This window comes from Azonexus sp., from assembly GCF_030824335.1.
In the GTDB taxonomy this organism is placed as follows: domain Bacteria; phylum Pseudomonadota; class Gammaproteobacteria; order Burkholderiales; family Rhodocyclaceae; genus Azonexus.
Window position 1 is genome coordinate 81,392 of sequence record NZ_JAVBXX010000010.1, and the last position, 25,824, is coordinate 107,215.

Genomic DNA, 25,824 nt, shown 5'->3' on the forward strand with positions numbered 1-25,824 from the left:
GCGCAAAAAAAGGGGCCGAAGCCCCTTTTCATGCACCGCAAGAAACTGCTGATCAGGCAGCAGTCTTCTTGGCTGGCAGCTTTTCCTTGATGCGTGCCGACTTGCCTGAACGTTCGCGCAGGTAGTACAGCTTGGCACGACGCACATCACCGCGACGCTTGACTTCGATCGAAACCACCAGCGGGGAATAGGTCTGGAACGTACGCTCGACGCCTTCACCGGAAGAAATCTTGCGGACGGTGAAACCGGAGTTCAGACCACGGTTACGCTTGGCGATAACGACGCCTTCGTAAGCCTGCAGACGCTCGCGATTACCTTCCTTGACCTTGACCTGAACGACAATGGTGTCGCCCGGTGCGAAGTCGGGAATGGTCTTGCCCAGACGGGCAATTTCTTCTTGTTCCAGCTGTTGAATCAGGTTCATGTGAGATCCTTTTTATAAAACATTACTCACCGCATTGCTCCTCTCCGGAAATTTCCGTGAGGAGTTGCGCTTCTTCCGCGGTCAACCCGCGGTGCGCCAGCAAATCCGGCCGGCGCTTCCGGGTTCGTGCCAACGACTGTTTCAGCCGCCAGCGACGAATTCTTTTATGGTCACCGGACAACAACACATCCGGCACTGCCACCCCCGCGTAAACCTCGGGTCGCGTGTAGTGCGGACAATCCAGCAAACCACCGACAAACGAATCTTCTACTGCCGAGGCGGCATCACCAAGCACGCCCGGCAACTGGCGGACAACGGCATCAATCAAGGCCATCGCCGGCAACTCGCCACCGGACAGAACAAAATCACCGATCGAAATTTCTTCATCGACACAGCGCTCGATCAAACGCTCGTCAATTCCTTCATAGCGACCACAGAGCAGGATCAATCCTACCTCCCCTGTCGCCAACTGCATGACCCGCTCATGGGTCAATGGCGCGCCTTGCGGCGAAAGGTAAATCACCCGAGTCGCCAGCATGCCGGCTTCGCGCTGCCCGGCCTTTGCCAAAGCGATCGCCTTTTCCAGCGGCCCCGGCTGCATCACCATGCCAGGTCCGCCGCCAAACGGTCGATCATCAACTCGCCGCCAGGCATTCTCGGCGAAATCACGGGGATTCCAGCCCTGCCAAGCCCAGCGCCCCTCTTCCAAGGCTCGACGGGTAATACCGCATTGCGTGACAGCGGCAAACATCTCGGGGAAGAGGGTTATGCAGTCAAACCGGATCACCGGCCGCTGCCCCTGCAACTCACCAGTCACTCTCCCACGCCACGCGAATCACACCGGCGTCTTTGTCAACTGCCAGAACAACCGCATCGACAAAAGGCAGAAGGCGTTCAACCCCATCGTCGGCCACAACGCGCAAAACGTCGTTGGCACCGGTTTCGATCAGGCTCGCCACCACACCGAGTTTTTCCTCAGTGCCATTGACGACAGCAAGGCCGATCAGATCGCCCCAATAAAATTCATCGTCGTCGGTCGCCGGCAACATGTCATGCGGCGCACCGACCAACATCCCTTTGAGCGACTCGGCAGCAGTCCGATCGGCAACGCCATCAAGCAGCATAACGACACCGTTACCATGAGTTTTCAAGCCTTTCAGCTTGATTTCACGCCACGGACCACCTTCCTGACAGATCCACCAAGTAGGCATTTCAGCCCAAGCCAAGGGATCGTCCCCGTAAGGACGAAGCTTGATCCAGCCTTGTATCCCGTAAGGGTCGGTTAACCGACCCAAAACAACGATATCGTTAGCGGTCAAAGCCAAAAACGACTCAAGCGGCTTGCTGGGCAGCGTGCTGCTTGACCAGGCGAGCAACGGTCGGGGACATCTGAGCACCATTCTGCTGCCAGTAGGTCAGACGATCCACGGAAACACGCAGGGCTTCGGCATTGCCGGAGGCAACCGGATTGTAGAAACCGATGCGCTCAACGAAACGGCCGTCACGACGGTTACGGGAATCGGTAACAACCATGTTGTAGAACGGACGCTTCTTGGCGCCACCACGGGCAAGACGGATAACAACCATTGGGATACTTTCGTTAGCTGGGAAAAAGACGCAAGATTATATCGTTAAAACGATAAAAAACAAGCCACTTACCACGGCTAAATTATCCCCCCACGGGCCTTGATGCCCCGACAATAGGGAGGAAGGCTTTTTTTTGCTATGCTTTCCAGACTATGGTCAAAACTCCGCAACACGACACCCCACAAGCTCCGGAAGGTGGCATCAAAGGAATTCTTGAGTGGCTGGCCTTGGCACATGGACGGACAACACCAGAAGACGCCGAGGAACTATTGCGGAATGCTCTCTATTTGAGAGACGCACCGGTTTCAACTGCACAACGCATCAAACTTCTTGACCTGCTCTACGTCCACACGGAAGGCATTGTCCGCCTCGAACTGCAGCAGCTAAAAGAACTATCACTACCCATTCCCCGTAAAACCCGACAGCGCATGAAGCGCCTGCTGGAATTACTGGAAACACTGACCCAAGATTATTTCAACACACTGGCCATCCTGTTCGACCCGGACGACACAACAGCCACGCACACACCGCAAACCGCGCTCCGGCGGGCAATCTTGTCGATTGCTTGGCAAATACGAATTTATCACCTGATTTCAGCCCCGCCGCGCCAAGGGTTATGGCAGCAACTCCATGCCGCATTTCGGACGGCACGCCGACTTGAAATAGATCAACAAGCCGGCCCTCGCGACACGCCCAGCATCCAGCGCCTTTACACAAACACGCTGTTGATTGGCATTGCCCAGCCAGCTTCCTTTTCTTCAGGCGAACTGGAGTTCATCAACACACTGGTTGAGCAATCAAATTGCGAGATATCGCCCGACAAGCAGGTCATTGAACCAGTTGGCAGCACTTTCTGGATTGACCCGGATCGTGACTTTCCCGCGCACGCACTAGTCAGGCGCACACCCGGCAACGATATCGAGCCGCTTTACTTCTCCTGCGCCGAGATGGCGCAACATGTCGCCACTGTTCGGCAGACACTCGGCAGCGGAAAGTCACCGGAAGTATTAGCACTACCGAACTTTGCCAGCACCCCAAGCGGGCAAGGCGTACTTCGGCGACTGGAAAAACTATGGGGACAACCCGCGAAACGAAAATTCCCCCGCCGACGGCAATCTCATCGCACCCGCCTTTGCTCCGGACTGGATACACTACACCGCCTGCTAGGCGACGGGGAATGCACAGAAGAATTCAGCGAATGGATGGTTACCAACGAGAGCCCTGATGGATTTGCCTTGATGCACATGACAGGCAACACCACCCAACTGAAAGTTGGCGATCTCGTCGCAATGCAGATACTGGACGAACAAAACCAGCGCAACGATGCCTGGCTTTTGTGCATGCTACGCTGGGCAATTTCGGAAAATCCGGAACATGTAGAGATCGGACTTCAATTATTGGCATCCAGGGCCATTCCAACCAAAATCGCCTATTCGGACAATCCGGCAGCTGGCGCCGCAGACGCCCTGATCTTGCCCGAAACCCCTCCCTTGCGAACTACGCAATCTCTGGTCGCCCCGCCCGGTTTTCTCAAAGAAAACACACGCGGAATCGTTGCACTCGTCGAACAGGGCAATTTGTCGATACGCGAAATCCAGACCTCTCAACTGGATGAGCAGACGGGCTCACTCGAGATTTTCTCCATTCGTCCAGAAAACGAGGACGAATAGCCAGAGAGTGGCAGGACGTATAATCCTGCCCCATGCAAGAAATACTCATTCTGTACTACAGTCACCGCGGCTCCGTCCGAGCACTGGCGGAACGCATGGCGCGTGGCGTCGAGTCGATCCATGGCGTCCAAGCCAAGCTGCGCACCGTGCCACGCGTATCCACAATTTGCGAAGCAACGGAAGCCGACATCCCCGAGGCTGGCGCCCCTTACGTCGAAGCGTCAGACATTGACTCATGCTCAGGTTTGGCACTAGGCAGCCCCGTACGCTTTGGCAACATGGCAGCACCGATGAAATATTTTTGGGACGGCACCATTGCGGCTTGGCAAAATGGCACACTCGCTGGCAAACCTGCCTGCGTCTTCACCTCCAGCAGCAGCCAGCATGGTGGCAACGAAACCACGCTGATCAGCATGATGTTGCCACTACTACATCATGGCATGTTACTGATGGGGCTACCTTATACGGAACATGAACTTTCCACCACGACGAGTGGTGGCACACCTTACGGAGCCAGCCATATCGCTGGCGCATCCGGCAATCCACTGCTCTCCGACGCAGAAAATCGCCTAGCATTTGCGCAGGGTCAGCGCTTAGCAAATATCGTACAAAAACTGGGGCGACCGTGAACACGCGCTTATTTCAGAATCTCACCAGCACGGCGTTGATTGCCTTGATCTTTTTGTGTCTTGCCTGGGAGGCATGGCTGGCCCCGCTACGCCCCGGCGGCTCATGGATGACCCTGAAAGCCGTTTTTCTGCTGGCACCACTATTTGGCATTCTGCGTGGCAAGCGCTACACCTACAAGTGGTTATCGCTATTCATCCAGTTTTACCTGCTGGAAGGACTTACCCGCGCCACCAGTGACCAAGGCCTCTCGCAATGGCTGGCTACCGGAGAAACCATTCTCGCCTTACTCGTTTTCATTGGAACAGTCCTGTTTCTGCGGTCGACACGCGTGTCGGCCATAAAAAAACCCGCGTCGGATTGACGCGGTTTTTTTATGCAACCAACTGCCGTAATCAGATATCGCCTTGAGCGCGAACCTTTTCCAGCGTGGAATGCAGCTTGTTCAGCGCATTCAAATAGGAACGGGCTGAGGCAATCACGATATCGGTATCCGCCCCGTTACCATTGACAATACGCCCGCCCTTGGTCAAGCGCGTCGTCACCTCTCCCTGGGCATCAGTCCCCGTCGTGATCGCATTGACCGAGTAGAGCAGCAGTTCCGCCCCACTACCGACGATGCTTTCGATTGCCTTGAAAGTTGCATCTACAGGACCACCACCATTGGCTTCGGCTTTATGCTCCACACCGCCCACATTCAGAATGACCGATGCCCGTGGCATCTCACCAGTTTCCGAACAAACACGTGAGTACACCAGTTTGTAATGCTCATGCTCGGGTGTAACCAGTTCATCGGAGACCAACGCGTGCAGGTCTTCGTCAAAAATCTCATGCTTTTTGTCTGCCAGTTCTTTGAAGCGGGCAAAAGCGGCATTCAACGATTCGTCGCTATCAAGTTCAATCCCCAGCTCCTGCAAACGGCTCTTGAAGGCATTGCGTCCGGAATGCTTGCCAAGGACCAGCTTGTTCTGCGACCAACCCACATCCTGGGCACGCATGATCTCGTAGGTCTCGCGATGCTTGAGCACGCCGTCCTGATGGATACCAGACTCATGAGCAAAAGCGTTGGCACCAACCACTGCCTTGTTCGGCTGTACCGGATACCCGGTAATCTGCGAGACCAGCTTCGACGCTGAAACGATCTGCGTCGTATCGATGCGCGTCTCAACCGGAAAAACGTCGGCACGCGTGCGTACGGCCATGACGATTTCCTCAAGCGCGGCATTGCCAGCTCGCTCACCAAGACCATTGATCGTGCACTCGACTTGACGCGCACCGGCAAGTACCGCTGCCAGTGAATTGGAGACAGCCAAACCGAGGTCGTTATGGCAATGTACCGACCAGATGACCTTGTCTGAATTCGGCACGCGCTCAATCAACTGGCGCATGGTTTCCGCATACTGTGACGGAATGTTATAGCCGACAGTATCAGGAACGTTGATAGTCTTTGCACCAGCCTTGATCACGGCCTCGAAAATCCGGCAAAGGAAATCAATTTCCGAGCGTCCGGCATCTTCGGCCGAAAACTCGACATCATCGGTGTACTGCCGCGCCCAGCCAATCGCTTTGACCGCCTGCTCGACGACCTGATCGGGCGTCATACGCAACTTCTTCTCCATGTGAATCGGGCTGGTCGCAATAAAAGTGTGAATCCGCCCTGATTTGGCCGGACGGATCGCCTCGCCGGAACGGGCGATATCGTTCTCGCTAGCGCGCGCCAGCGAACAAACGGTGGAGTCCTTGATAGCCTGTGCAATAGCATTGATCGAGTCGAAATCGCCAGGAGAAGCAGCAGCAAAACCTGCTTCAATCACGTCTACCCGCATTTTTTCCAGTTGTCGGGCAACGCGAATTTTTTCTTCTTTAGTCATCGATGCGCCAGGACTCTGCTCTCCATCGCGCAAGGTGGTATCAAAAATAACCAGATGATCTTTCATGTTTTGCTCCAAAAATACTAGGCCCGGCGCTTGATCAGCGCGACAGTTGCCAGCACATAACCCGATAAGCCGTAGAGGACAAAAAAGCCGAAGAGTGCAATTTCCGGACTATAGGCGACCAGTGCAAAACCCAGGGCAATCGCCGCAATGGCAAAGAAAGGCACGCTTTTCTTCAGGTTAACGTCCTTGAAACTGTAATACCGAATATTCGACACCATCGTCACACCGGCAAAGATGGTCAATACACAAGCCAGCCAGGGAACATCGCTACCGGGAACACCTGCCACAATCATCACCCAGACCAAGCCAGCAACCAGTGCAGCAGCGGCAGGGGAAGGCAAGCCTTGGAAAAAGCGCTTGTCGGTCACTTCAAGGGTTGTATTGAACCGGGCCAGCCGCAATGCTGCGCCGGCACAATAGATAAAAGCTGCAATCCACCCCAGGCGACCGAGATCCTGCAAAGCCCACTCGTACATCACCAAGGCAGGTGCAGCACCGAAACTGACCATATCGGACAAGGAATCGTACTCTGCACCAAAAGCCGACTGAGTATTGGTCAGACGAGCCACTCGACCATCCAGCCCGTCCAGCACCATCGCAATAAAAATCGCCATCGCCGCACGCTCGAAATCCCCCTGCATCGCCTGAACGATGGCAAAAAATCCGGCAAACAATGCTGCTGTGGTAAATAAATTAGGTAACAAATAAATACCACGCCGTTTCAATTCGGGATTGAAAAGGGCTTTACGAGGCTTGAGTTCGGTCATGAGTCGCAATGAAATAGGTAACCGGAAAAGGATACACCCGGCACCAGCAAAATCCACAAACAACAAGGGCGGTGCAGTTTCCTACACCGCCCGAAGCGAAGGTAACGCTAGCTGATCTTGCACCAGCAGAGTGCAGACAAGCACGCATTACCGAGCCAACGAAGCACCAATTAGTTCTTGGTCTGATCGACCAGCTTGTTCTTCTTGATCCAGGGCATCATGTCACGCAGCTGGCCACCGACCGTCTCAATCGGATGCACGGCGTTCAAGCGACGGCGAGCCGTCATCGAAGGATAGTTGGTACGGCCTTCGAGGATGAACATCTTGGCGTATTCGCCAGTCTGGATACGCTTCAGGGCATTGCGCATAGCTTCGCGCGACTGCTCGTTGATGACTTCCGGACCGGTCACGTACTCGCCGTACTCGGCGTTGTTCGAGATCGAGTAGTTCATGTTGGCGATGCCACCTTCGTACATCAGGTCGACGATCAGCTTCAGTTCGTGCAGGCACTCGAAGTAGGCCATTTCCGGCGCATAGCCGGCTTCGGTCAAGGTTTCGAAACCCATCTTGACCAGTTCGACAGCACCGCCGCACAGAACAGCCTGCTCACCGAACAGGTCGGTTTCGGTTTCTTCGCGGAAGTTGGTCTCGATGACACCACCCTTGGTGCCGCCATTAGCAGCAGCGTAGGACAGTGCGATGTCCTTGGCCTTGCCAGACTTGTCTTGATAGATGGCGATCAGCGACGGCACGCCGCCACCCTTCAGGTACTCGGAACGCACGGTGTGGCCCGGGCCCTTCGGCGCGACCATGATCACGTCGAGGTCAGCACGCGGAACGACCTGGTTGTAATGCACGTTGAAGCCGTGAGCGAAAGCCAGGGTTGCACCCTGCTTGATGTTCGGTTCAATGTCATTCTTGTAAACTTCTGGAATGTTTTCGTCCGGCAACAGGATCATGACCAGATCGGCGGCTGCGACGGCATCCTTGACTTCTGCAACCTTCAGGCCAGCACCTTCGGCCTTGGACCAGGAAGCACCGCTCTTGCGCAGACCGACTGTGACGTTGACGCCGGAGTCGCGCAGGTTCTGGGCGTGAGCATGGCCTTGCGAGCCGTAGCCAACGATGGTGACATTCTTGCCCTTGATCAGGGAGAGGTCGGCGTCCTTGTCGTAATAAACTTTCATGAAATCCTCTTTATAAACAATTAGTTAAACTTTAAGAATACGATCACCGCGACCGATGCCACAAACGCCGGTGCGAACGGTTTCCAGAATCAGGCCCGCATCAAGTGCGGCAATAAAGGAGTCGAGCTTTGAACTTGCGCCGGTCAACTCGATTACATAGGTCGATTCCGTCACGTCGATGATACGGCCACGGAAAATATCGGCCATCCGCTTCATCTCTTCACGATCCTTGCCGGTCGCCCGAACCTTGATCAACATCAGTTCGCGCTCAACATGCGCAGCCTCGGAGAGATCGACCACCTTGACCACATCAACCAGCTTGTTGAGCTGCTTGGTGATCTGCTCGAGCACGTCGTCCGAGCCCGAGGTCAGGATGGTCATCCGGGACAACGAGGGATCTTCCGTCGGTGCCACGGTCAGCGATTCAATATTGTAGCCACGCGCGGAAAACAGGCCGGCTACACGGGACAAGGCACCCGATTCGTTTTCGATCAGGATGGAAATGATATGTCGCATAGTATTTTCCTTCCCCGCTTACAGTTCTTCAGCGAGGATCATTTCGGTCAGGCCCTTGCCTGCCGCCACCATCGGAAAGACATTGGCACCCGGGTCAATGATGAAGTCCATGAAGACCAGATCATCCTTGTGCTCGGTGAAGGCCTTGCGTAATGCTGGCTCAACATCTTCAGGCTTTTCGATACGCATGCCGACGTGACCATAAGCCTCCGCCAATTTGACAAAATCGGGCAGCGAGGTGACATAAGACTGCGAGTAGCGCTTGGAGTAGAACATCTCCTGCCACTGACGCACCATGCCGAGCATACCGTTGTTCAGGTTGATGATCTTGATCGGCAGGCCGTACTGTTTGCAGGTCGACATTTCCTGGATGCACATCTGGATAGAGCCTTCGCCAGTCACACAGGCAACCTGCGCCCCGGGGTTAGCCATCAATACACCCATCCCATAGGGGAGACCAACACCCATCGTGCCCAAACCGCCGGAATTGATCCAGCGACGCGGCTTGTCGAACTTGTAGTACTGCGCAGCAAACATCTGGTGCTGGCCGACATCGGAAGTAATGAAGGCATCACCGCCAGTCACTTCATAGAGCTTTTCGACGACAAACTGCGGCATGATGTGGTCGCTCTGGCGATAGGCCAGCGACTTGCGGCCACGCCACTCATCGATCTGCTTCCACCAGTCGGCAACTTCCGGATCGGTAGTGAAACCACCGTCTAGCAGTTTGAGCATTTCATCAATGACATCAAGGACATTGCCAACAATCGGCACATCAACCTTGACGCGTTTGGAAATCGACGATGGGTCGATATCGATATGAATAACGCGACGCTTCTCGCTACTGAAATGCTCCGGATTGCCGATTACCCGGTCATCAAAGCGCGCACCAACGGCCAAAATCACATCGGCATAGTGCATCGCGTTATTGGCTTCGAAGGTACCGTGCATACCGAGCATGCCGACGGACTGAGCATCAGTTGCCGGATAGCCACCCAAGCCCATCAGGGTATTGGTTACCGGGAAATTGAGCTTACGCGCCAATTCGGTAAGCTTCTCGGCCGCGTCCGACAAGATCACGCCACCACCGGCGTAAATAATCGGGCGCTTGGCTTCCTGAAGTATCTGCACGGCCTTCTTGATTTGTCCAAGATGTCCCTTGACTACAGGATTGTACGAACGCATCTGGATCGACTTTGGATAGTCGAACTCGCACATTTGTGCGGTTATGTCCTTCGGGATATCAACCACAACCGGGCCTGGGCGGCCGGTCGCTGCAATATGGAAGGCTTTTTTGATTGTCAGGGCAAGATCCTTGACATCCTTGACCAGGAAATTGTGTTTGACACAGGGCCGGGTAATGCCGACCGTATCACACTCCTGGAATGCGTCCTGACCGATATATTGGGTTGGCACCTGCCCAGTCAGCACGACCATGGGGATGGAATCCATATACGCCGTTGCAATACCCGTCACCGTATTGGTCACGCCAGGCCCCGAAGTCACAAGTGCCACGCCGACCCGCTGCGAAGAACGGGAATAAGCATCCGCTGCATGCACAGCAGCCTGCTCATGGCGGACCAGAATGTGCTTTACCTGATCCTGCTTGAAAAGGGCATCGTAAATGTGCAATACGGAACCGCCGGGGTATCCGAACACACAATCGACCTTTTCTTCTTGCAGACACCTGATTACAATTTCCGCACCGCTGATCATCATACTCGAGCCTAAAAAGCTGTTAGCCTAAAGGGCGTAACCTTAATCGACACCATCGGAGCGGTCAAGGTTTCTACGCGCAAAACGCAATTGACTCGAGTCTCAAGCTGAAAGAATTATCCTGTCCTCGCCGCGTCAGCTCTCCACATTTCTCGAAAACGTCGAACGCCGTGCCTTCAAGCAGGCCATGTATGCAGTACGCGACGAAGATGCTGCACTTGATATCGTTCAGGACTCGATGATGAAACTCGCCGAGAAATACGGCGATCGTCCGGAAGAAGAATTTCCGATGCTATTCCAACGCATCCTGCAAAACACCATCCGTGACTACTATCGACGCAGCAAGGTACGTTCAATGTGGACAACGCTGCTCTCGGCATTTTCCTCAGAGGAAGATCAGGACCCGCTGGAAATGCTGCAGTCCTTGCAAACACACGAAGGCTCCAGCGCGCCCGAGAGCGAACTTCAGACCAGCCAGACGCTAACAATCATCGAGAACGAAATAAAAAAACTCCCCGCACGTCAACGGGAAGCTTTCATCATGCGTTATTGGGAAGATATGGATGTCGCTGAAACCGCAAACGCTATGGGCTGCTCCGAAGGAAGCGTAAAAACGCATTGTTCTCGCGCAACGCACACACTGGCATCCGCGCTTTTGGCCAAAGGAATTTCGCTATGAACGAAGAAAGACAAGCGTATCGAATCCGGCAATTGCTCAATTACGGCCTGCAAGATATATCCAGGACCTCAATACGCCGCATGGAAGCCGCGCGCCACATGGCTCTCTCGCGCCAGAAGGCACCGACAGCCATACTGAGCATCGCCGGATTTGGCAGCATGGAGACCCAGATAATCTCGCGGGGAAGCAACGGCAAGCAGAATTCTGGATTCAAACAAATACTGGCCATTTGCGCCCTGCTTTTTGGCATGTGGCTATCCTTCAATTGGCACAGCGACCAATATGTTGCCGAAGTAGAAGCCGTCGATAGCGCATTGCTGACCGACGACCTGCCACCCGATGTTTTTCTGGATACCGAATTTCTCGAATGGCTAAAAGACGACACATCGGAGGAGTAGCAATCGTATTGGTACTGGCCTGCGCAATCACTGCACAAGCCACACCGCCTACCACCGCAATTCTGGGAACACCACCCCAACCGGAGTGGACCGCATTATCTGCAAGCCAGAAAAAAACACTGGCACCGCTCGCCAAAGACTGGAACGGCATGGAAAACATTCGCCGAAAACAGTGGCTCAGTACCGCCGAACGCTATCCAGCAATGAGCGAAACCGAAAAAGAACGGGTGCAAAAGCGCATGCAAGACTGGGCAAAACTCAGCCCGGAACAACGCGCAAAAGCACGCGACAACTATCGCAACATCAACCAACTCCCCAATGACCAAAAAGATTTGATCAAGAAAAAGTGGTCGGCTTACGCAAATTTGCCAGAAGAAGAAAAGCAAGGGGTTCGGGAAAAGCACAAATCAGCTATTCTTCTCGCCCCGCCACCCTCGCCGGAAGAATCGACGAACGAAGCGCCAAGCTCCGTCAATCAGTAAACCGGCAATAAAACTCATGATTCACGACCCGTCCAGCATTGGTCGCCGCTTAGGCGCCATGCTCTATGAAAGCCTTGTTGTTTTCGCCATCCTGCTTGTCGGATTCATGTTTCCACAAATCGTCCTTTCCGGCTTTGGCATGAGCCTGAGCGGGAAAGCCATGTGGCTTCACTTGTTTGTCGTGCTCATGGCCTATTTTGTCTGGTTTTGGTTACACGGCGGCCAAACGCTCCCGATGAAAACATGGAAACTGAAACTAGTCGATCAAAGCGGGTTGCCACCACGTCCAATGCAAGCCATATTGCGTTATTTTGCAGCATGGCCAAGCACACTGCTCTTCGGCGTCGGCATCTTCTGGGCGCTATTTGATCGTGACGGCCAATTTCTGCACGACAGAATTGCCGGCACAAGGATTATCACGGAGCTCGCTTCACCGCCGCTCAACCCACCAGATCATGACACCGGCCGCCAATAAAAATAACGCCGAGGGGGCCGCAGCACTAGCCAGAGGCGGCCAAGCATTGATCACCCCAAGATTGGAAAACAAGCCGTTGAGTGCATAAAATGCAATACCCAACATGACACCGGCAAAAATCTTCAAGCTCACTCCACCGACTCTGTCGTGGGAGTAACCGAACGGTAAGGCAAGCGTCACCATGACCAGGGAAGCCATGGGATAAAGGATCTTCTTCCAGATCGCGATTTCGTAGCGTTCTGTATTTTGCCGGTTATCCGAAAGGTGCTTGGTGTAGCCGAACAAATCATAAAGCGACATTCTCTCCGGGGAAACCATGAGCGCAGAAAGCAAATCCGGGGTAATGGAAGATTGCCAGACATCCCCATCAAGATGGGTGACACGGGCCTCTTCACCGAGCAAATTTGTTCTCTGTACATCGCGCATCAACCACCCTTGCGGCGCCGCAAAGGATGCACTCGCCGCCTCAGTCACCGAACGCAGCGCATTCGCAGAATCGAAGCTGTAAATCCGCACACCTTCCAGGTAACTGTCACTGACTGCATTACGGATATTGATAAAATCCCTGCCATCCTTGACCCAGATACCACTCAGAAAGCCTTGCTGAGCAAATGACTTGTTCATTGCTTCAGCCTTGACCTCTTGGGCCAGACGATCCGAAACAGGCACCAGAACCTCCCCTAGCACAAAGGTTGCAATCGCCAGCATTGCCGCTACCCGATATAGCGTCATCAATAACTGCCCAGTCGCCAAACCCGATGCACGCAACACGGTAATTTCAGAATGACGCGCCAGTGTCGCGAGAGCGTAAAGCGTGCCAATCAAAGCAGCCACCGGAATCAATTCGTAGACCAAACCAGGCAGACTGAGCAATACCACTACGAATGCATAGCCCGCACTATAATTTTCCTGCCCAACCCGGCGCATTTCATCGACAAAGTCGAAGAAACTGAACAAAGCAATAAATGCCAGCAGGACGAGCAGTACCGCAGCCAGTGTTTCGCGCACCAGATAACGCTGATACACCATTTTAAGCCGCATCAATCACCTCGCCTTTGCCAAATACCAAACACCGACATCCGCTTATGAAACAAAAAAAGCATGGGCAATAGCATTAGCAGGTGTGGCAGAAACAAGCCAAGGCTGAAATGGATCACGCCACTCGCCACCCAAGCTTGGGCAATGGAAATGAAATTGCTGTAAATCGCATACAAAATAATGGCAATCAACATATTGGCCGATCGCCCCGCCCGTGGATTGACATAAGAGAGCGGGATGGCAAGCAACGCCAGAACCACAGCCGAAACCGGCATAGCGATCCGCCAGAGCAATTCCGAAAGCATGTTATTACCCCCTTCGCGCAGCAAATCAACGGTCGACGTCTTGCGCGGCGAGGCTCCACTCTGCTTTACCTCTCCATCCTCGGTACGGACCAGATAGCGCTCGAACGCCATCACCCGAAAAGCTGCCGTTCCCGGCTCAACCTCGTAACGCCGGCCGTGCTCAAGCACCAGAAAACGGTCGCCGTTCTCCATGGTCTGTTGACCACCGGAATCAGACATCACGACACCCAGCTTGCCATCCTGAATTGAAGCGACAAAAACATTGCCGATCTTCCCGGTATCGCCATCCATGCGTTCAATAAAGTAAACCTGACGCCCCTTTCTTACCTCCTTGAATGCGCCGGGAGAGACAGAGGAAAGCTCGGAACGTGCGGAAAGGGCTGCCTGGAAATTGCTCTGTGCCTGATTGGCCCACGGGGAAAGAACCAGCGACAACACGCCAACCGCCAGCACAATGGGCAACGCAAACCGCATGACTGGTCGAACCCAGGCGGTCAGCGGCAGGCCGCTGGAAAGCCAGACGACCATTTCCGAATCGCGGTACATACGAGAAAGTGCCAGCAGAACGGCGACAAACAGCGTCAACGTCAGAAGCATCGGCAGAAACTTGACAGCGGCAAAGCCTAGTAGCGCTAGCACACCTTCAGGCGCAATTCGACCGCCAGCCGCATCCTTGAGCAGCCGAATCAATTGTATGGAGGTCAGAATAGCCAGCAGCACAACGCTGATGCCGGCAGCTGCCTGAGCAAATTCGCGCCGGGCGGCGCGCTCGAATATCATGCTTTGACGAAACCGAAAAAATACGTGGATAATCCACCGGATGCCGATATTTCCTTGTTCAGGAGCAGCGCGTGGAATTTAGCATAAAAAGTGGAAGCCCGGAAAAACAGCGTAGTGGTTGCGTCGTCGTCGGCATATTCGAAAACCGACGCCTGACCCTGCCGGCGGAATTGCTCGACAACGCATCCAGTGGATTTGTCAGCGAAATTGTTCGCCGCGGCGACATGAACGGAAAATCCGGTACGTCGTTGCTTTTGCACAACGTACCGGGCACCTCATCCGAGCGAGTTCTTTTAGTCGGGCTAGGCAAGGAAAAGGATTTCCGCGAAAAAGATTTCTGCGCCGCGATCCGTCTTTCCGTCAAGGCACTGGCTGAAACGGGGACGCAGGACGCGACCCTGTTCATCACCGAGCTTGCGGTACGTAAACGTGACACCGCCTGGCGCATTCGCCAATCGGCCATTGCTGCCATCGATGCAAGCTATCGCTTCGATCACTACAAGACCAAGCAGGACGAATTGCGACGCCCCCTGCGCAAACTGACCCTGATCGTCGAGCGGCGCAACGAATTGTCCATCGCAGAAGAAGCCCTGCAGCAAGGTATTGCCATCGCCGAGGGCTGCACACTGGCGCGCGACTTGGGCAATTTGCCGCCGAACATCTGCCATCCGGAATACCTCGCCCAACAGGCCCGCGAACTGGCAACCGAATTCAAGCTGGAATGCGAGATTCTCGAACGCGCCGACATGGAAAAACTGGGCATGAATGCCCTGCTTGCCGTTGCCAGAGGCGCACATCAACCCCCGAAGTTGGTCGTCCTGCACTACAAGGGCGGAAAAAATTCCGCCAAACCCGTCGTCCTGATCGGCAAAGGCGTCACTTTTGACACCGGTGGCATTTCGCTGAAGCCGGCGGCCGAAATGGATGAGATGAAATACGACATGTGTGGCGCTGCCGCAGTGCTAGGTACCATGAAGGCTGTCGCACGCATGGCGCTGCCGATCAATCTGACAATCATTGTACCGGCCACTGAAAACATGCCGGATGGTAATGCCACCCGACCTGGAGACATCGTTGAATCAATGTCGGGTCAGACCATTGAAATCCTCAATACCGATGCCGAAGGGCGATTGATTCTCTGCGATGCGCTGACCTATGCCGAGCGTTTCCAGCCGGAAAGAGTCATTGATGTCGCGACATTGACTGGCGCCTGCGTTGTTGCACTGGGTCACGTTGCCAGTGGCCTGTTTGCCAACAAGGATGGCTTGGCCCGCGATCTCATCGAAGCAGGCGAGGAGTCAGGCGACCGTGCCTGGCACATGCCGCTCTGGGATGAATACCAGGAACTGCTGAAAAGCCCGTTCGCCGACATGGGGAATATCGGGGGACGCTGGGGCGGTGCCATTACGGCAGCCTGTTTCCTCTCCCGCTTCAGCAAAAAATTCGACTGGGCACACATCGACATTGCCGGAACTGCCTGGAAATCGGGTGCGGACAAAGGTGCAACAGGGCGACCGATCCCGCTACTAACCCACTATCTGCTGCAACACGCCGGAAAAATAGATTGACGCAGGTATTTTTCTACCACGGCGCGTCGGACAAAATTGCTGCCGCCTGCGCCTTGATCAGCGGCGCGTGGACCAAACGCAAACCCCTATTGGTCTATGCGCCGGAAAAACCGATTGCCGACAGCGTTGACCGCATACTTTGGACCAATGCCCAACTCAGTTTCATTCCGCATTGTCGCGCCGACTCTCCGTTGGCGGCAGAAACCCCCATTCTGATCGCGGACCGCCTGACAGAAATCACGCAAAGCGAACGCCTGATGAATCTGTCGAATGAAATCCCTCCCGGCTATTCCCGCTTCCAAAGCCTGATCGAAGTCGTCGGTCAGGCCGAAGATGAGCGACTGGCCGCTCGCGAGCGCGTCCGCCAGTACAAGGAACAAGGCTGTGACGTGCGCTACTTCGACCTGAACGACCGTTAGGAATAGCGCCATGCCCAGCCCGATTCTTGCCCGCGCCGATGCCTTGATGCAACGACGCCACCTGAGCGGCAACGACCCTGAAGAGGTGCCGGTACTGACAGATGCCATCGACATCGACGATGACATCCCACTGCTCGTTGACATGGAAATTGCTGATGCAGCAATGCCGCAGGAAAGCATCGCGCCAGCTAATCAGACACCGCCCCCCTCCGCCGAGCTCTCCGAACAATTACTCAACGAACTGGCGCGTCGAGTCGAACAACGCCTGCAGGCAGAAATCCCGCAAATCATCGCGTCGACCGTACGCGAATTGCTGGCCGAGCGAGAAAACCCGGCCCGCCTCCCGCCAGACTGAGATCACGACTATCCATGGACGGCACGCCGGCATCGGCGCTCCGGTATAATTGCCGGTTTTCCCCTTTTCCGACAAGCCCATGGAACTCGCCAAAGCCTTTGAACCCGCCGACATCGAACGCCGCTGGTATCCCGAGTGGGAAGCGCAAAATTACTTCGCGGCCGGGGTCGACCGCAGCAAAACGGATAATTTCTGCATCCAGCTGCCGCCGCCCAACGTCACCGGCACGCTGCACATGGGCCACGGTTTCAACCAGACGATCATGGACGCGCTCACCCGCTATTACCGGATGCGCGGCCACAACACGCTGTGGCAACCGGGCACCGACCACGCTGGCATCGCGACGCAGATCGTCGTCGAGCGCCAGCTCGATGCACAAGGCATCTCGCGCCACGATTTAGGCCGCGAGAAGTTCCTGGAAAAAGTCTGGGAATGGAAGGAATACTCCGGCAATACCATCACCAAGCAGATGCGCCGCATGGGCACCAGCCCGGACTGGACGCGCGAACGCTTCACGATGGATGCCGGCCTCAACAAGGTCGTTACCGAAACCTTCGTCCGCCTGTTCAAGGAAGGCCTGATTTACCGCGGCAAGCGCCTGGTGAACTGGGATCCGAAGCTACACACGGCTGTTTCCGACCTCGAAGTGGTACAGGAAGAAGAAGACGGCTTCATGTGGCACATCCGCTACCCGCTGGCCGATGGCAGCGATAGCCTGGTGGTCGCCACGACGCGTCCGGAAACCATGCTTGGCGACACCGCCGTGATGGTCCATCCGGAAGACGAACGCTACAAGCACATGATCGGCAAGATGGTGAAGCTGCCGCTGACCGGGCGCGAAATCCCGATCATCGCCGACAGCTACGTCGATCTCGAATTCGGCACCGGCTGCGTCAAGGTCACGCCAGCGCATGACTTCAACGACTATGCGGTCGGCCAGCGCCACAAACTGCCGATGATTTCGATCCTGACGCTGGATGCGAAGATCAACGAAAACGCGCCGGAAAAATATCGCGGGCTGGACCGTTTCGACGCACGCAAGGCCGTCGTCGCCGACCTCGAAACCCTCGGCATCCTGGAAAAAACCGACAAGCACAAACTCAAAGTGCCGCGAGGCGACCGGACCAATGTCGTCATCGAGCCGATGCTCACCGACCAGTGGTTCGTCGCGATGAGCAAGCCGGGCGACGACGGCAAGTCGATCACGGAAAAGGCGCTCGACGTCGTGCATTCCGGCGAGATCAAGTTCTATCCGGAAAACTGGGTCAATACCTACAACCAGTGGCTGAACAACATCCAGGACTGGTGTATTTCCCGTCAGCTATGGTGGGGCCACCAGATTCCAGCCTGGTACGGCGACAACGGCGAAATTTTCGTCGCCCACAGCGAAGAAGAAGCCAAAGCTGAAGCTGCCAAACAGGGCTACACCGGCGCGCTGAGCCGTGACGAAGATGTCCTCGACACCTGGTTCTCGTCGGCGCTGTGGCCGTTCTCGACGCTGGACTGGACCGGCGACGAGGCGATTGATGCGGTCAACCCGCTGTTGCAGCAATATTTGCCGTCGTCAGTACTGGTCACCGGCTTCGACATCATCTTCTTCTGGGTCGCCCGCATGGTCATGATGACCAAGCAGATCACCGGCAAGATTCCGTTCAAGCACGTCTATGTGCACGGCCTGATCCGCGACGGCGAAGGCCAGAAGATGTCGAAATCGAAGGGCAACGTACTCGACCCGATCGACCTGATCGACGGCATCGGCCTCGACGCGCTGGTCGAAAAGCGCACCACCGGCCTGATGAACCCGAAACAGGCGGAAAGCATCGCCAAGAAGACGAAGAAGGAATTCCCGGAAGGCATTGCCGCTTTCGGCACCGACGCGCTGCGCTTCACCTTCGCCTCGCTCGCTTCGCCCGGCCGCGACATCAAGTTCGACCTGAACCGCTGCGACGGTTACCGCAATTTCTGCAACAAGCTGTGGAACGCTACGCGCTTCGTGCTGATGAACGTTGAAGGCCATGACCTGGCGCTCAACCACCAGCAGAACGGCGCAACCTGCGGCGGCTCTGCCCCACTCGAATTCTCCTTCGCCGACCGCTGGATCGTCAGCCAGTTGCAACGCGTCGAACAGGAAGTCGAGCGCCATTTCACCGACTACCGTTTCGACCTGATCGCCCAGGCCATCTACAAGTTCGTCTGGGACGAGTTCTGTGACTGGTATCTGGAAATCGCCAAGGTCGAAATCCAGACCGGTAACGACGCGCAGCAGCGTGGCGCCCGCCGCACGCTGATCCGCACGCTGGAAGCCATCCTGCGTCTCGCCCATCCGCTGATTCCCTTCGTTACCGAAGAACTGTGGCAGACGGTGGCGCCGATTGCCGGGCGCAAGACGCACGACTCGATCATGCTCGCTGCCTACCCGCGCGCTGAAGAATTCAAGATCGATGCCGCCAGCGAGGCCAAGGTCGAACGCCTGAAGGCGCTGGCTTACGCCTGCCGCAACCTGCGCGGCGAAATGAACGTCTCGCCAGCCCTGCGCATGCCGCTGCTGGTCGCTGGCGGTGGTGACGAGATCGCCGAGTTCGCCCCCATCCTGCAAGCATTGGCCAAACTATCCGAAGTCCAGATCGTTGACGACATGCCGGCCGATGCGATGGCGCCGGTCGCCGTGGTCGGCGAAACCCGCCTGATGCTCAAGGTCGAAATCGATGTTGCCGCGGAGAAAATTCGTCTGGCCAAGGAAATCGAAAAACTGGAAAAGCAGATTTCGATTGCCCAGGGCAAGCTGAACAACGAGGGCTTCGTCGCTCGCGCGCCAGCCGCCGTGATCGACCAGGAAAAACAGCGGGTAGCCGATTTCACGGCAACACTTGAGCAATTGAAACCGCAACTGGCCAAACTGGGTTAAACGATGAACGATCTGAATCAACGCATCTTCTCGTTCATGCGCGTTTTCGGCGGGATGATGTCGTTTTGCATCCTCGTCTGGATGTGGACCGTCGCCTTCATCATCGGCTGGCCCTATAGCAAAACCGACGTCTGGCAGCCGCACTTCCGACTGATCGCGGTTTGCGCCGAGCAGCAGCCCTGTGGCATCAATTACGGCGATCTGGCGGCAGCGCGGGCGGCAGGCAAGGCACAACTGCTGAAACCCGACGCCACCGGCGAGAGCGAACTGATGGAACCCGACACGCTGCTGCGCTGGTCGCTCCGGGACAACGGCGTCATTCAGACGCGCGTATCAAACTGGAGCATGCAGAACACCGTGCGCTACCGCATCGAAGGCGAAGGGGCCAATGCGGTCCCGGTGCTGCTGGAATACCAGGAAGTCGGTGCGAATCAGTTGTACTACGCGCTGGCGGCCGCGATATTCACCATGATCGGTTTGTATTTGCGCAAGTTGCGCAAATAAGACGGCAAACAATGCCAAGTTTTTCAGGGAGCGAGCGTAAGGGTAATGGCTTGCGCCACGGGGCTGGCTTTGCGCACAGCATGAAGCAATGCCCCGCTTCCTGATTTACTGCATCGTCTTCATCGAGGGTTTCTGCTCGCTCGGCGCAGAAATCATCGCCCTGCGCCGACTGCTGCCACACATCGGCAGCTCGATCGTCGTCACTGCCCCGACCATCGCCTTGTTCCTGCTGGCACTGGCGCTGGGCTACGCTTCCGGCGGGCGCGTTGCAACCAATTACCCGGCCATCGTGGCGCGCAACTTCCTGATCGCCGCCCTGCTCGTTGCCTGCGGCCTGGCCGGCATCACCGTCGACTGGCTGTTCGCCCATTTGCAACCGACGCTCATCGCCTACTGCGTATTCATCGGCGGCGTGCTCTGCCCGATTGCCTGGCTGCTCGGCCAGACCGTGCCGATCCTGACCAATCTGATGAAACACGAGCGCACCGGGGAAGCGAGTGGCACCGCCCTGTACTGGTCGACACTGGGGTCGTTTCTCGGCTCGATCAGCCTGTCGCTGCTCGTCATGCAATGGCTGGGGGTTTCTGCCGCCGTGATGATTTGTGCGCTGGGCTTGCTGCTCGGCACGCTGTTGCTGCACGGCAAAAAACCCTATGCGCTGGCTGGCAGCCTGGCGGTTGCCGTACTCGGCATCGCAACCAACCTGCAGCATGACGCCGTTGCCGACACCGCTTACGCCGAATACATTGTCGGCCCGGTCGAACTGGCGGGACAAGACAATCCGCGAGCCTTCTGGGTCAACAAATCGACGGCCTCGCTGATCGACGACAGCGAACCACCGAACTACACCCGTTACATCAAGCATCTGCGACGGATTCTGCTCGATGAACTGGACTTTCGCGACAAGGACATCCTGGTGCTCGGCGCCGGCGGCTTCACGTTGTCGCATCGCGAAACACTGAATCGCTACACCTACGTGGACATCGACCCGGCGATTCGCGAGATCGCGGAAAAACATTTCCTGAAAGAAGCAGTTCACAGCGAATTCATCGTCGACGATGCCCGCCGTTTCGTCGCCAGCACGACACGCCGATTCGATGCCGTGGTGGTCGATGTCTTCAGTTCGCACACCGCCATTCCCGGTCATCTGGTGACCCGCGAATTCTGGACCGACACCCGACGCACGCTGAAAGCCGACGGCGTGTTGCTGATCAACCTGATTCTCGATGGTCGCCTGGAAACGCCCTACGCCCGCAACATGCTGGCCAGCATCGAGAGCGTCTACGGCCGCTGCGCCATCGAAGTCCTGCACAAGGGCAAGCCGCTGGCCAATGTCGAACTGACCTGCTTCGCCAGCAGCATCGCCGGTCCGACACAAATCTATCGTGATGAGAAAAATCCGGCCGATCTCGATCTGGCACGCTCGCGCTGAGCGCAGCGTCGACTCGGCTGCTTAAACGACCAATTAATCGGTCAATCTGACGGGAATCAAGCCACGCAGCGCATTACCGACGAAAAAACCACCCTGCAGGTCGGTTGACCGCAGAATTGCCTCACGCGCCCGCCCAGTCTTGATCAACTCGGCGCGCAACACGCCCGGCAAGGCACCGCTGCTCAAGGGCGGCGTCAGCAGGAGTCCGTCGCGCTCGACAAACACGTTGCTGCGTGCGCCTTCGGCCACTTCCCCACGCTCGTTGAAGAAAACCACATCAAAAACGGCGGGGACGTCAGCCAAGGTTTGCAGCGCCGCATCGTAGATGGCTCTATCCGTCGTCTTGTGGCCGCGCAGCGGGTGGCGGAAATCGACAGGCGTATCGGCCAGACGCGCCAGACGGTGCGTTGCGGCTTCATCCGACAAGGGAAACGCCTGCACGACAAACGTGCCGTCATGCGCCAAAGCCAGACGCACGCGCCATAACCCGACCTCTGGTTGAGCCGCCAGCGCAGCCAGTACCGCCGCCTCATCAAGGGAAAACCCCAGCCAGGCCGCGGAATGGCGCAAACGCGCCAGATGACCGTCCAGCCTTGGATAAGAGCCGTTCTCACGGCGCAAAGTCTCGATCAACTGGATGCCGGGATCAGCCTGGGTCAGGAAACGTGCCTTGGCCAGGCATTCCTGCCACTCGTCCGGCCCGCTCGAATCGGCAACCACTCCGCTGCCGATACCCATCCGGCCTTGTCCATCCGGCGCAATTTCCAGGGTACGGATCGGCACGTTCAGACGAAAATCGCCATTTGGCGCCAGGTAGCCGAAGGCACCAGTGTACAAACCGCGGGCCTGCCCCTCCAGTTCGCCAATGATCTGCATGGCGCGAATTTTTGGCGCACCGGTGATCGAACCGCAGGGAAACAGGGCCGACAATAATTCGCCGAAACTGCGGCCGGGAACGCGGGCCGACACCTCGGACACCATCTGCCAGACCGTCGGATAATCCTCGATCGCGAACAATCGACCGACTTCAACGCTACCGGTTTCGCTCACCCGTCCGAGATCGTTGCGCAGCAGATCAACGATCATCAGATTCTCGGCCCGGTCCTTCGCCGATTCGGCCAGCACGGCGGGGGCTAGTGAGCGCGGTGCGGTGCCCTTCATCGGACGTGTGGTCAGACGATCACCGGAACGCTCGATGAACAGTTCCGGCGACAGGGAAACAATGCCCTGCCGGGTATCGCCAACGAAGCCACCGTAACGTACCGGTTGACGCTCACGCAGTCGGAGATAAAGATCCAGCGGCGAGCCGTAACAAGTGAATTCGAGCGGAAAGGTGAAATTGACCTGATAGCAATCGCCGGCAGAAATCAGCGTTTTGATGCGGTCGACCGCAGAAAGATAGTCTTTTTCATCGATTGCACTGCGCACGCCACCAATGCCGGCAATATGCCCGGAAGCTTGCTGCGCCAGCCACGTTTGCGCCTCGTCGGCACTCAGATCAACGCGGGTCGCAAATTGCCAGAAACGCGCCAGCGGGCGTTCACCAGGCTGCCAGCCGGCAGGCGCCGACTTCGCTTCCAGCAAATAGCCCAATTCATAATCGATGGCAACGACGGTCCACAACGACGCATTCGCCAGGCGGGCCAGCGCGGCATCCAGACCTGGACGGTCGAATACCGTCAGGCAATCCTGAAAATCCTGAAAATACCAAGCGGCGGGTTCGCCCGGAAGCGCCCGCCGATCTTCAAAAAAAGCGATGAAATCCGGGTTTATTTGCGTTTCAGGTAGTACTCGAAAACCTTGTTTTCTTCCTGCTGCTGCAGCAATTCGTTACCGGTCTGCTTGGCAAATGCGGGGAAGTCCTTCAGGGAGCCCGGATCGGTCGCCTGCACGCGCAGTACTTGGCCAGATTCCATTTCAGCCAGCGTCTTCTTGGTCCGCAGGATGGGCAACGGGCAATTCAGCCCTTTAACGTCGAGTTCGCGATCAAATTCCATGGTCGTTTGGCAATGAAGTCAGGAGTCAAGCCGAGGATTCTAACCTCAATTGCGCCGCTCCTTGAGTTCTTCGAGTCTGAGGAGTTTGAGTTCGCGCAAGCGCGCATCGATAGCAGACATCTCGTAAAAATTGGCATCCCCCGCTTTTTGCGCCAGCAACAACTGCTCGATGGCCCCCGCTGTCATATTTTGCAAGGCAAAGACTTCGGCCAGCGCACGATGCTGCATCGCCCGCTGCCCCAAACCAGCGTAGCTTTCTGCACGCATCCGGTGAATGCGCAAATCCTCGGAACGGCTTTGCAACTGCAACTCGGCAAAACGCAAAGCCTCGCCAAACTGGCGCGCTTCGATCAGCGCACCACCGTAACCGTAGATCAGGGCCAGGTTGAGTGGGTAGCGCAACATGGCATCTTGGTAAATACGCAAACCTGCATCGGTCTTGCCTTGGACGATCCGGACATCTGCGGCCATGCGATCCAGGATCACCGACGATTGCCCCAAGGTGCGCGCGGCATCGATCTCACGCTGCGCCGCCGGCCAGTTCCGGTCACGATAATAGGCCTGAGCCAAACCATAACGAATGGCTGCCTCCGAAACGAATTTGCGTTCGTTCAGCAAGGTCGTGAAATCCTTGATGGCCTCAACCGGTCGTCCCAGCATGGCACGCAATTTGGCCCGTACCAAATGAAACTCCAGGCTGTCAGGCACCTGTTTGTAAGACAAGCCACGTTCGCGATTCTGCATGTCCGCCATACGCTCACCGCTCAGCGGATGGGTACGCAAATAGGCCGTGGCATTGTTTTCGTATAACCGCACGGCTTGTTGCAGCCGTACGAAAAACTTGGCCATGCCGTGCTCGTCAAAGCCCGCCCGCCCGAGCATCTCGAAACCCAATCGATCCGACTCGCGTTCGAAGTCACGCGAATAAGCCAGTTGCGCCGAAATCGCCCCCGCCTGGGAGGTTGCAATCGCCGCGCTGGCGGCCTGCGGACTCGAGCGCGCGGCCAGCAAGCCCAGCCCCATCGCCACCATCGAAGCAATCCCGATGCGCTTCGATTGGAATAACTGACGGGCAATGTGCCGCTGCGTTACATGTGATACCTCATGCGCCAGCACACCAGCCAACTCCGACTCACTCTGAGCCGCCAGAATGAGCCCGCTATGCACGCCGATATAACCGCCAGGCATCGCAAACGCATTGATACTCGGATCATTGAGCGCAAAAAACTCCAGGCCATAACCCGGGTCACTGCTCACACCGCCCAAACGTCCGCCCAACTGATTGAGATAGAATTCGACGTCATAGTCATCGAGATAGCTCGCCTCGCGCTGGCGAATCTGGCGCATGATCTGCTGGCCGATTTTTTTCTCTGTCGTAATCGAAAAATCGTCGCTCGACACTTCACCGAGTTCCGGCAGATTCTGCGCGGCAACAGGCGGCGCGGCCAGCAAACAAGCCAGCAGAAGGGCAAGGGAGCGTTGGCTAAAACGTCTGAAAAAAGGCATGGTGCTATGATAGCGCAGTCATTTGACCGCCCACCGGGCACTTCGTAACCAAAAGTTAGCTATCGTGACCGACTCCCCCCTGACCCATTTCGATAACGCCGGCCAGGCCCATATGGTCGACGTCGGCGCAAAAACCGAAACAGCCCGCATGGCCCGAGCCGCCGGCAGCATTTTCATGCAACCGGAGACCCTTGCCCTGATCTGCGAAGGCTCCTCCAAAAAAGGCGACGTCCTTGGTATTGCACGTATTGCCGCCATCCAGGCAGCCAAACGGACCGGCGATCTGATCCCGCTCTGCCACCCCATTGCCTTGACCCGCGTCGCGGCCGAATTCACCATCGACCAGGCCAATCACGCCGTACATTGCACCGTCACAACGGAATGTTTTGGCCGGACCGGTGTCGAAATGGAAGCATTGACAGCCACCACGACCGGCCTGCTGACCATTTACGACATGTGCAAGGCTGTAGACCGTGGAATGCGCATTGACAACGTCCGCCTGATCGAAAAAGTGGGCGGAAAATCTGGCCACTGGCTAGGCCAATAAACC

At 56.3% G+C, this 25,824-nt stretch carries 28 protein-coding genes; 14 read left to right on the top strand and 14 right to left on the bottom strand.

The genetic code is table 11. The features are described 5' to 3' along the window. Positions 1 to 52: 52 nt before the first annotated feature. The 4 genes from rplS to rpsP are packed head-to-tail and all read right to left on the bottom strand — an operon-like array spanning position 53 to position 2,011. Positions 53 to 424: a 50S ribosomal protein L19 gene (gene rplS / locus RCI20_RS06800; protein ID WP_306603819.1), complete on the bottom strand. Its 372-nt coding sequence runs from the start codon at positions 422 to 424 to the stop codon at positions 53 to 55. 22 nt (positions 425 to 446) lie between these two features. Next, positions 447 to 1,211 (bottom strand): tRNA (guanosine(37)-N1)-methyltransferase TrmD, encoded by a 765-nt coding sequence (gene trmD / locus RCI20_RS06805; protein WP_306604020.1) that lies wholly within the window; start codon positions 1,209 to 1,211, stop codon positions 447 to 449. A 19-nt stretch (positions 1,212 to 1,230) separates the two neighbouring features. Beyond that, positions 1,231 to 1,749 carry a ribosome maturation factor RimM gene (gene rimM / locus RCI20_RS06810; protein WP_306603820.1) on the bottom strand — a complete coding sequence of 173 codons (519 nt, stop codon included), beginning with the start codon at positions 1,747 to 1,749 and terminating at the stop codon, positions 1,231 to 1,233. 7 nt (positions 1,750 to 1,756) lie between these two features. Further along, positions 1,757 to 2,011, bottom strand: a complete 255-nt coding sequence (gene rpsP / locus RCI20_RS06815; RefSeq protein WP_306603821.1) for a 30S ribosomal protein S16 — start codon at positions 2,009 to 2,011, stop codon at positions 1,757 to 1,759. A 152-nt stretch (positions 2,012 to 2,163) separates the two neighbouring features. On the opposite strand from rpsP, the gene RCI20_RS06820 reads away from it, so the two are divergent. From RCI20_RS06820 to RCI20_RS06830, 3 genes are read left to right on the top strand one after another with little or no spacing between them, the layout of a single operon-like run. After that, the gene (locus tag RCI20_RS06820; RefSeq protein ID WP_306603822.1) at positions 2,164 to 3,681 is read left to right on the top strand and encodes a hypothetical protein; all 1,518 of its coding nucleotides are present in this window, start codon (positions 2,164 to 2,166) and stop codon (positions 3,679 to 3,681) included. A 32-nt stretch (positions 3,682 to 3,713) separates the two neighbouring features. Beyond that, positions 3,714 to 4,310 carry an NAD(P)H:quinone oxidoreductase gene (gene wrbA / locus RCI20_RS06825; RefSeq protein ID WP_306603823.1) on the top strand — a complete coding sequence of 199 codons (597 nt, stop codon included), beginning with the start codon at positions 3,714 to 3,716 and terminating at the stop codon, positions 4,308 to 4,310. Beyond that, on the top strand, positions 4,307 to 4,672 hold the full coding sequence (locus RCI20_RS06830; protein WP_306603824.1) for a DUF2069 domain-containing protein: 366 nt from the start codon (positions 4,307 to 4,309) through the stop codon (positions 4,670 to 4,672). The genes wrbA and RCI20_RS06830 overlap by 4 nt, the downstream gene beginning before the upstream one ends. Positions 4,673 to 4,703: 31 nt before the next feature. On the opposite strand, the gene RCI20_RS06835 is transcribed toward RCI20_RS06830, so the two are convergent. The 5 genes from RCI20_RS06835 to ilvB form a co-directional block, all read right to left on the bottom strand. After that, positions 4,704 to 6,245, bottom strand: coding sequence for a 2-isopropylmalate synthase (locus tag RCI20_RS06835; RefSeq protein ID WP_306603825.1), 1,542 nt, complete (start codon positions 6,243 to 6,245; stop codon positions 4,704 to 4,706). A 17-nt stretch (positions 6,246 to 6,262) separates the two neighbouring features. Then, positions 6,263 to 7,012 carry a CDP-diacylglycerol--serine O-phosphatidyltransferase gene (pssA, locus tag RCI20_RS06840; protein WP_306604022.1) on the bottom strand — a complete coding sequence of 250 codons (750 nt, stop codon included), beginning with the start codon at positions 7,010 to 7,012 and terminating at the stop codon, positions 6,263 to 6,265. A gap of 170 nt (positions 7,013 to 7,182) precedes the next feature. Beyond that, positions 7,183 to 8,199 carry a ketol-acid reductoisomerase gene (gene ilvC / locus RCI20_RS06845; protein ID WP_306603826.1) on the bottom strand — a complete coding sequence of 339 codons (1,017 nt, stop codon included), beginning with the start codon at positions 8,197 to 8,199 and terminating at the stop codon, positions 7,183 to 7,185. A gap of 24 nt (positions 8,200 to 8,223) precedes the next feature. Then, positions 8,224 to 8,715 carry an acetolactate synthase small subunit gene (gene ilvN, locus RCI20_RS06850; RefSeq protein WP_306603827.1) on the bottom strand — a complete coding sequence of 164 codons (492 nt, stop codon included), beginning with the start codon at positions 8,713 to 8,715 and terminating at the stop codon, positions 8,224 to 8,226. Positions 8,716 to 8,733: 18 nt separating this feature from the next. After that, the gene (gene ilvB / locus RCI20_RS06855) at positions 8,734 to 10,434 is read right to left on the bottom strand and encodes a biosynthetic-type acetolactate synthase large subunit (protein ID WP_306603828.1); all 1,701 of its coding nucleotides are present in this window, start codon (positions 10,432 to 10,434) and stop codon (positions 8,734 to 8,736) included. A 118-nt stretch (positions 10,435 to 10,552) separates the two neighbouring features. Here ilvB and RCI20_RS06860 point away from each other — a divergent pair, with 118 nt between their 5' ends. Genes RCI20_RS06860 through RCI20_RS06875 form a run of 4 tightly spaced genes read left to right on the top strand, consistent with a single transcriptional unit; the run spans position 10,553 to position 12,465 of the window. Next, positions 10,553 to 11,110, top strand: a complete 558-nt coding sequence (locus tag RCI20_RS06860) for an RNA polymerase sigma factor (protein ID WP_306604024.1) — start codon at positions 10,553 to 10,555, stop codon at positions 11,108 to 11,110. Next, entirely contained in the window at positions 11,107 to 11,508 is a 402-nt protein-coding gene (locus RCI20_RS06865; protein WP_306603829.1) for a DUF3619 family protein, read from the top strand. The genes RCI20_RS06860 and RCI20_RS06865 overlap by 4 nt, the downstream gene beginning before the upstream one ends. Then, the gene (locus tag RCI20_RS06870; protein ID WP_306603830.1) at positions 11,478 to 11,990 is read left to right on the top strand and encodes a DUF3106 domain-containing protein; all 513 of its coding nucleotides are present in this window, start codon (positions 11,478 to 11,480) and stop codon (positions 11,988 to 11,990) included. Before RCI20_RS06865 ends, RCI20_RS06870 begins: the two co-directional genes overlap by 31 nt. Positions 11,991 to 12,006: 16 nt before the next feature. Continuing rightward, entirely contained in the window at positions 12,007 to 12,465 is a 459-nt protein-coding gene (locus RCI20_RS06875) for an RDD family protein (RefSeq protein ID WP_306603831.1), read from the top strand. Here RCI20_RS06875 and lptG read toward each other — a convergent pair. Continuing rightward, complete coding sequence (gene lptG / locus RCI20_RS06880) at positions 12,421 to 13,506, bottom strand: LPS export ABC transporter permease LptG (protein ID WP_306603832.1); 1,086 nt, start codon at positions 13,504 to 13,506, stop codon at positions 12,421 to 12,423. The two genes, RCI20_RS06875 and lptG, sit on opposite strands and share 45 nt — an antisense overlap. Continuing rightward, the gene (gene lptF / locus RCI20_RS06885; RefSeq protein WP_306603833.1) at positions 13,506 to 14,588 is read right to left on the bottom strand and encodes an LPS export ABC transporter permease LptF; all 1,083 of its coding nucleotides are present in this window, start codon (positions 14,586 to 14,588) and stop codon (positions 13,506 to 13,508) included. The genes lptG and lptF overlap by 1 nt, the downstream gene beginning before the upstream one ends. 71 nt (positions 14,589 to 14,659) lie before the next feature. Between lptF and RCI20_RS06890 the strand changes: the two genes are divergently transcribed. The 6 genes from RCI20_RS06890 (at position 14,660) to RCI20_RS06915 (ending at position 21,771) form a co-directional block, all read left to right on the top strand. Then, positions 14,660 to 16,156: a leucyl aminopeptidase gene (locus tag RCI20_RS06890; RefSeq protein ID WP_306603834.1), complete on the top strand. Its 1,497-nt coding sequence runs from the start codon at positions 14,660 to 14,662 to the stop codon at positions 16,154 to 16,156. Then, entirely contained in the window at positions 16,153 to 16,575 is a 423-nt protein-coding gene (locus tag RCI20_RS06895; protein ID WP_306603835.1) for a DNA polymerase III subunit chi, read from the top strand. The genes RCI20_RS06890 and RCI20_RS06895 overlap by 4 nt, the downstream gene beginning before the upstream one ends. A 10-nt stretch (positions 16,576 to 16,585) precedes the next feature. Further along, complete coding sequence (locus tag RCI20_RS06900; RefSeq protein WP_306603836.1) at positions 16,586 to 16,930, top strand: hypothetical protein; 345 nt, start codon at positions 16,586 to 16,588, stop codon at positions 16,928 to 16,930. Positions 16,931 to 17,009: 79 nt separating this feature from the next. Continuing rightward, positions 17,010 to 19,835 (top strand): valine--tRNA ligase, encoded by a 2,826-nt coding sequence (locus RCI20_RS06905; protein WP_306603837.1) that lies wholly within the window; start codon positions 17,010 to 17,012, stop codon positions 19,833 to 19,835. Positions 19,836 to 19,838: 3 nt separating this feature from the next. Further along, the gene (locus tag RCI20_RS06910; RefSeq protein ID WP_306603838.1) at positions 19,839 to 20,339 is read left to right on the top strand and encodes a hypothetical protein; all 501 of its coding nucleotides are present in this window, start codon (positions 19,839 to 19,841) and stop codon (positions 20,337 to 20,339) included. Between the two features lie 88 nt (positions 20,340 to 20,427). Next, positions 20,428 to 21,771 (top strand): fused MFS/spermidine synthase, encoded by a 1,344-nt coding sequence (locus RCI20_RS06915; protein ID WP_306603839.1) that lies wholly within the window; start codon positions 20,428 to 20,430, stop codon positions 21,769 to 21,771. A 33-nt stretch (positions 21,772 to 21,804) separates the two neighbouring features. Here RCI20_RS06915 and pabB read toward each other — a convergent pair whose 3' ends face one another. The 3 genes from pabB to RCI20_RS06930 all read right to left on the bottom strand — a co-directional run bounded on the left by pabB (position 21,805) and on the right by RCI20_RS06930 (position 25,274). After that, positions 21,805 to 23,394 (bottom strand): aminodeoxychorismate synthase component I, encoded by a 1,590-nt coding sequence (pabB, locus tag RCI20_RS06920; RefSeq protein WP_306603840.1) that lies wholly within the window; start codon positions 23,392 to 23,394, stop codon positions 21,805 to 21,807. 146 nt (positions 23,395 to 23,540) lie between these two features. Then, positions 23,541 to 23,768, bottom strand: a complete 228-nt coding sequence (locus RCI20_RS06925) for a sulfurtransferase TusA family protein (protein ID WP_306603841.1) — start codon at positions 23,766 to 23,768, stop codon at positions 23,541 to 23,543. Between the two features lie 45 nt (positions 23,769 to 23,813). Then, positions 23,814 to 25,274: a M48 family metalloprotease gene (locus RCI20_RS06930; RefSeq protein WP_306603842.1), complete on the bottom strand. Its 1,461-nt coding sequence runs from the start codon at positions 25,272 to 25,274 to the stop codon at positions 23,814 to 23,816. A 64-nt stretch (positions 25,275 to 25,338) separates the two neighbouring features. Between RCI20_RS06930 and moaC the strand changes: the two genes are divergently transcribed. Further along, on the top strand, positions 25,339 to 25,821 hold the full coding sequence (gene moaC, locus RCI20_RS06935; protein WP_306603843.1) for a cyclic pyranopterin monophosphate synthase MoaC: 483 nt from the start codon (positions 25,339 to 25,341) through the stop codon (positions 25,819 to 25,821). Positions 25,822 to 25,824: the final 3 nt, after the last annotated feature.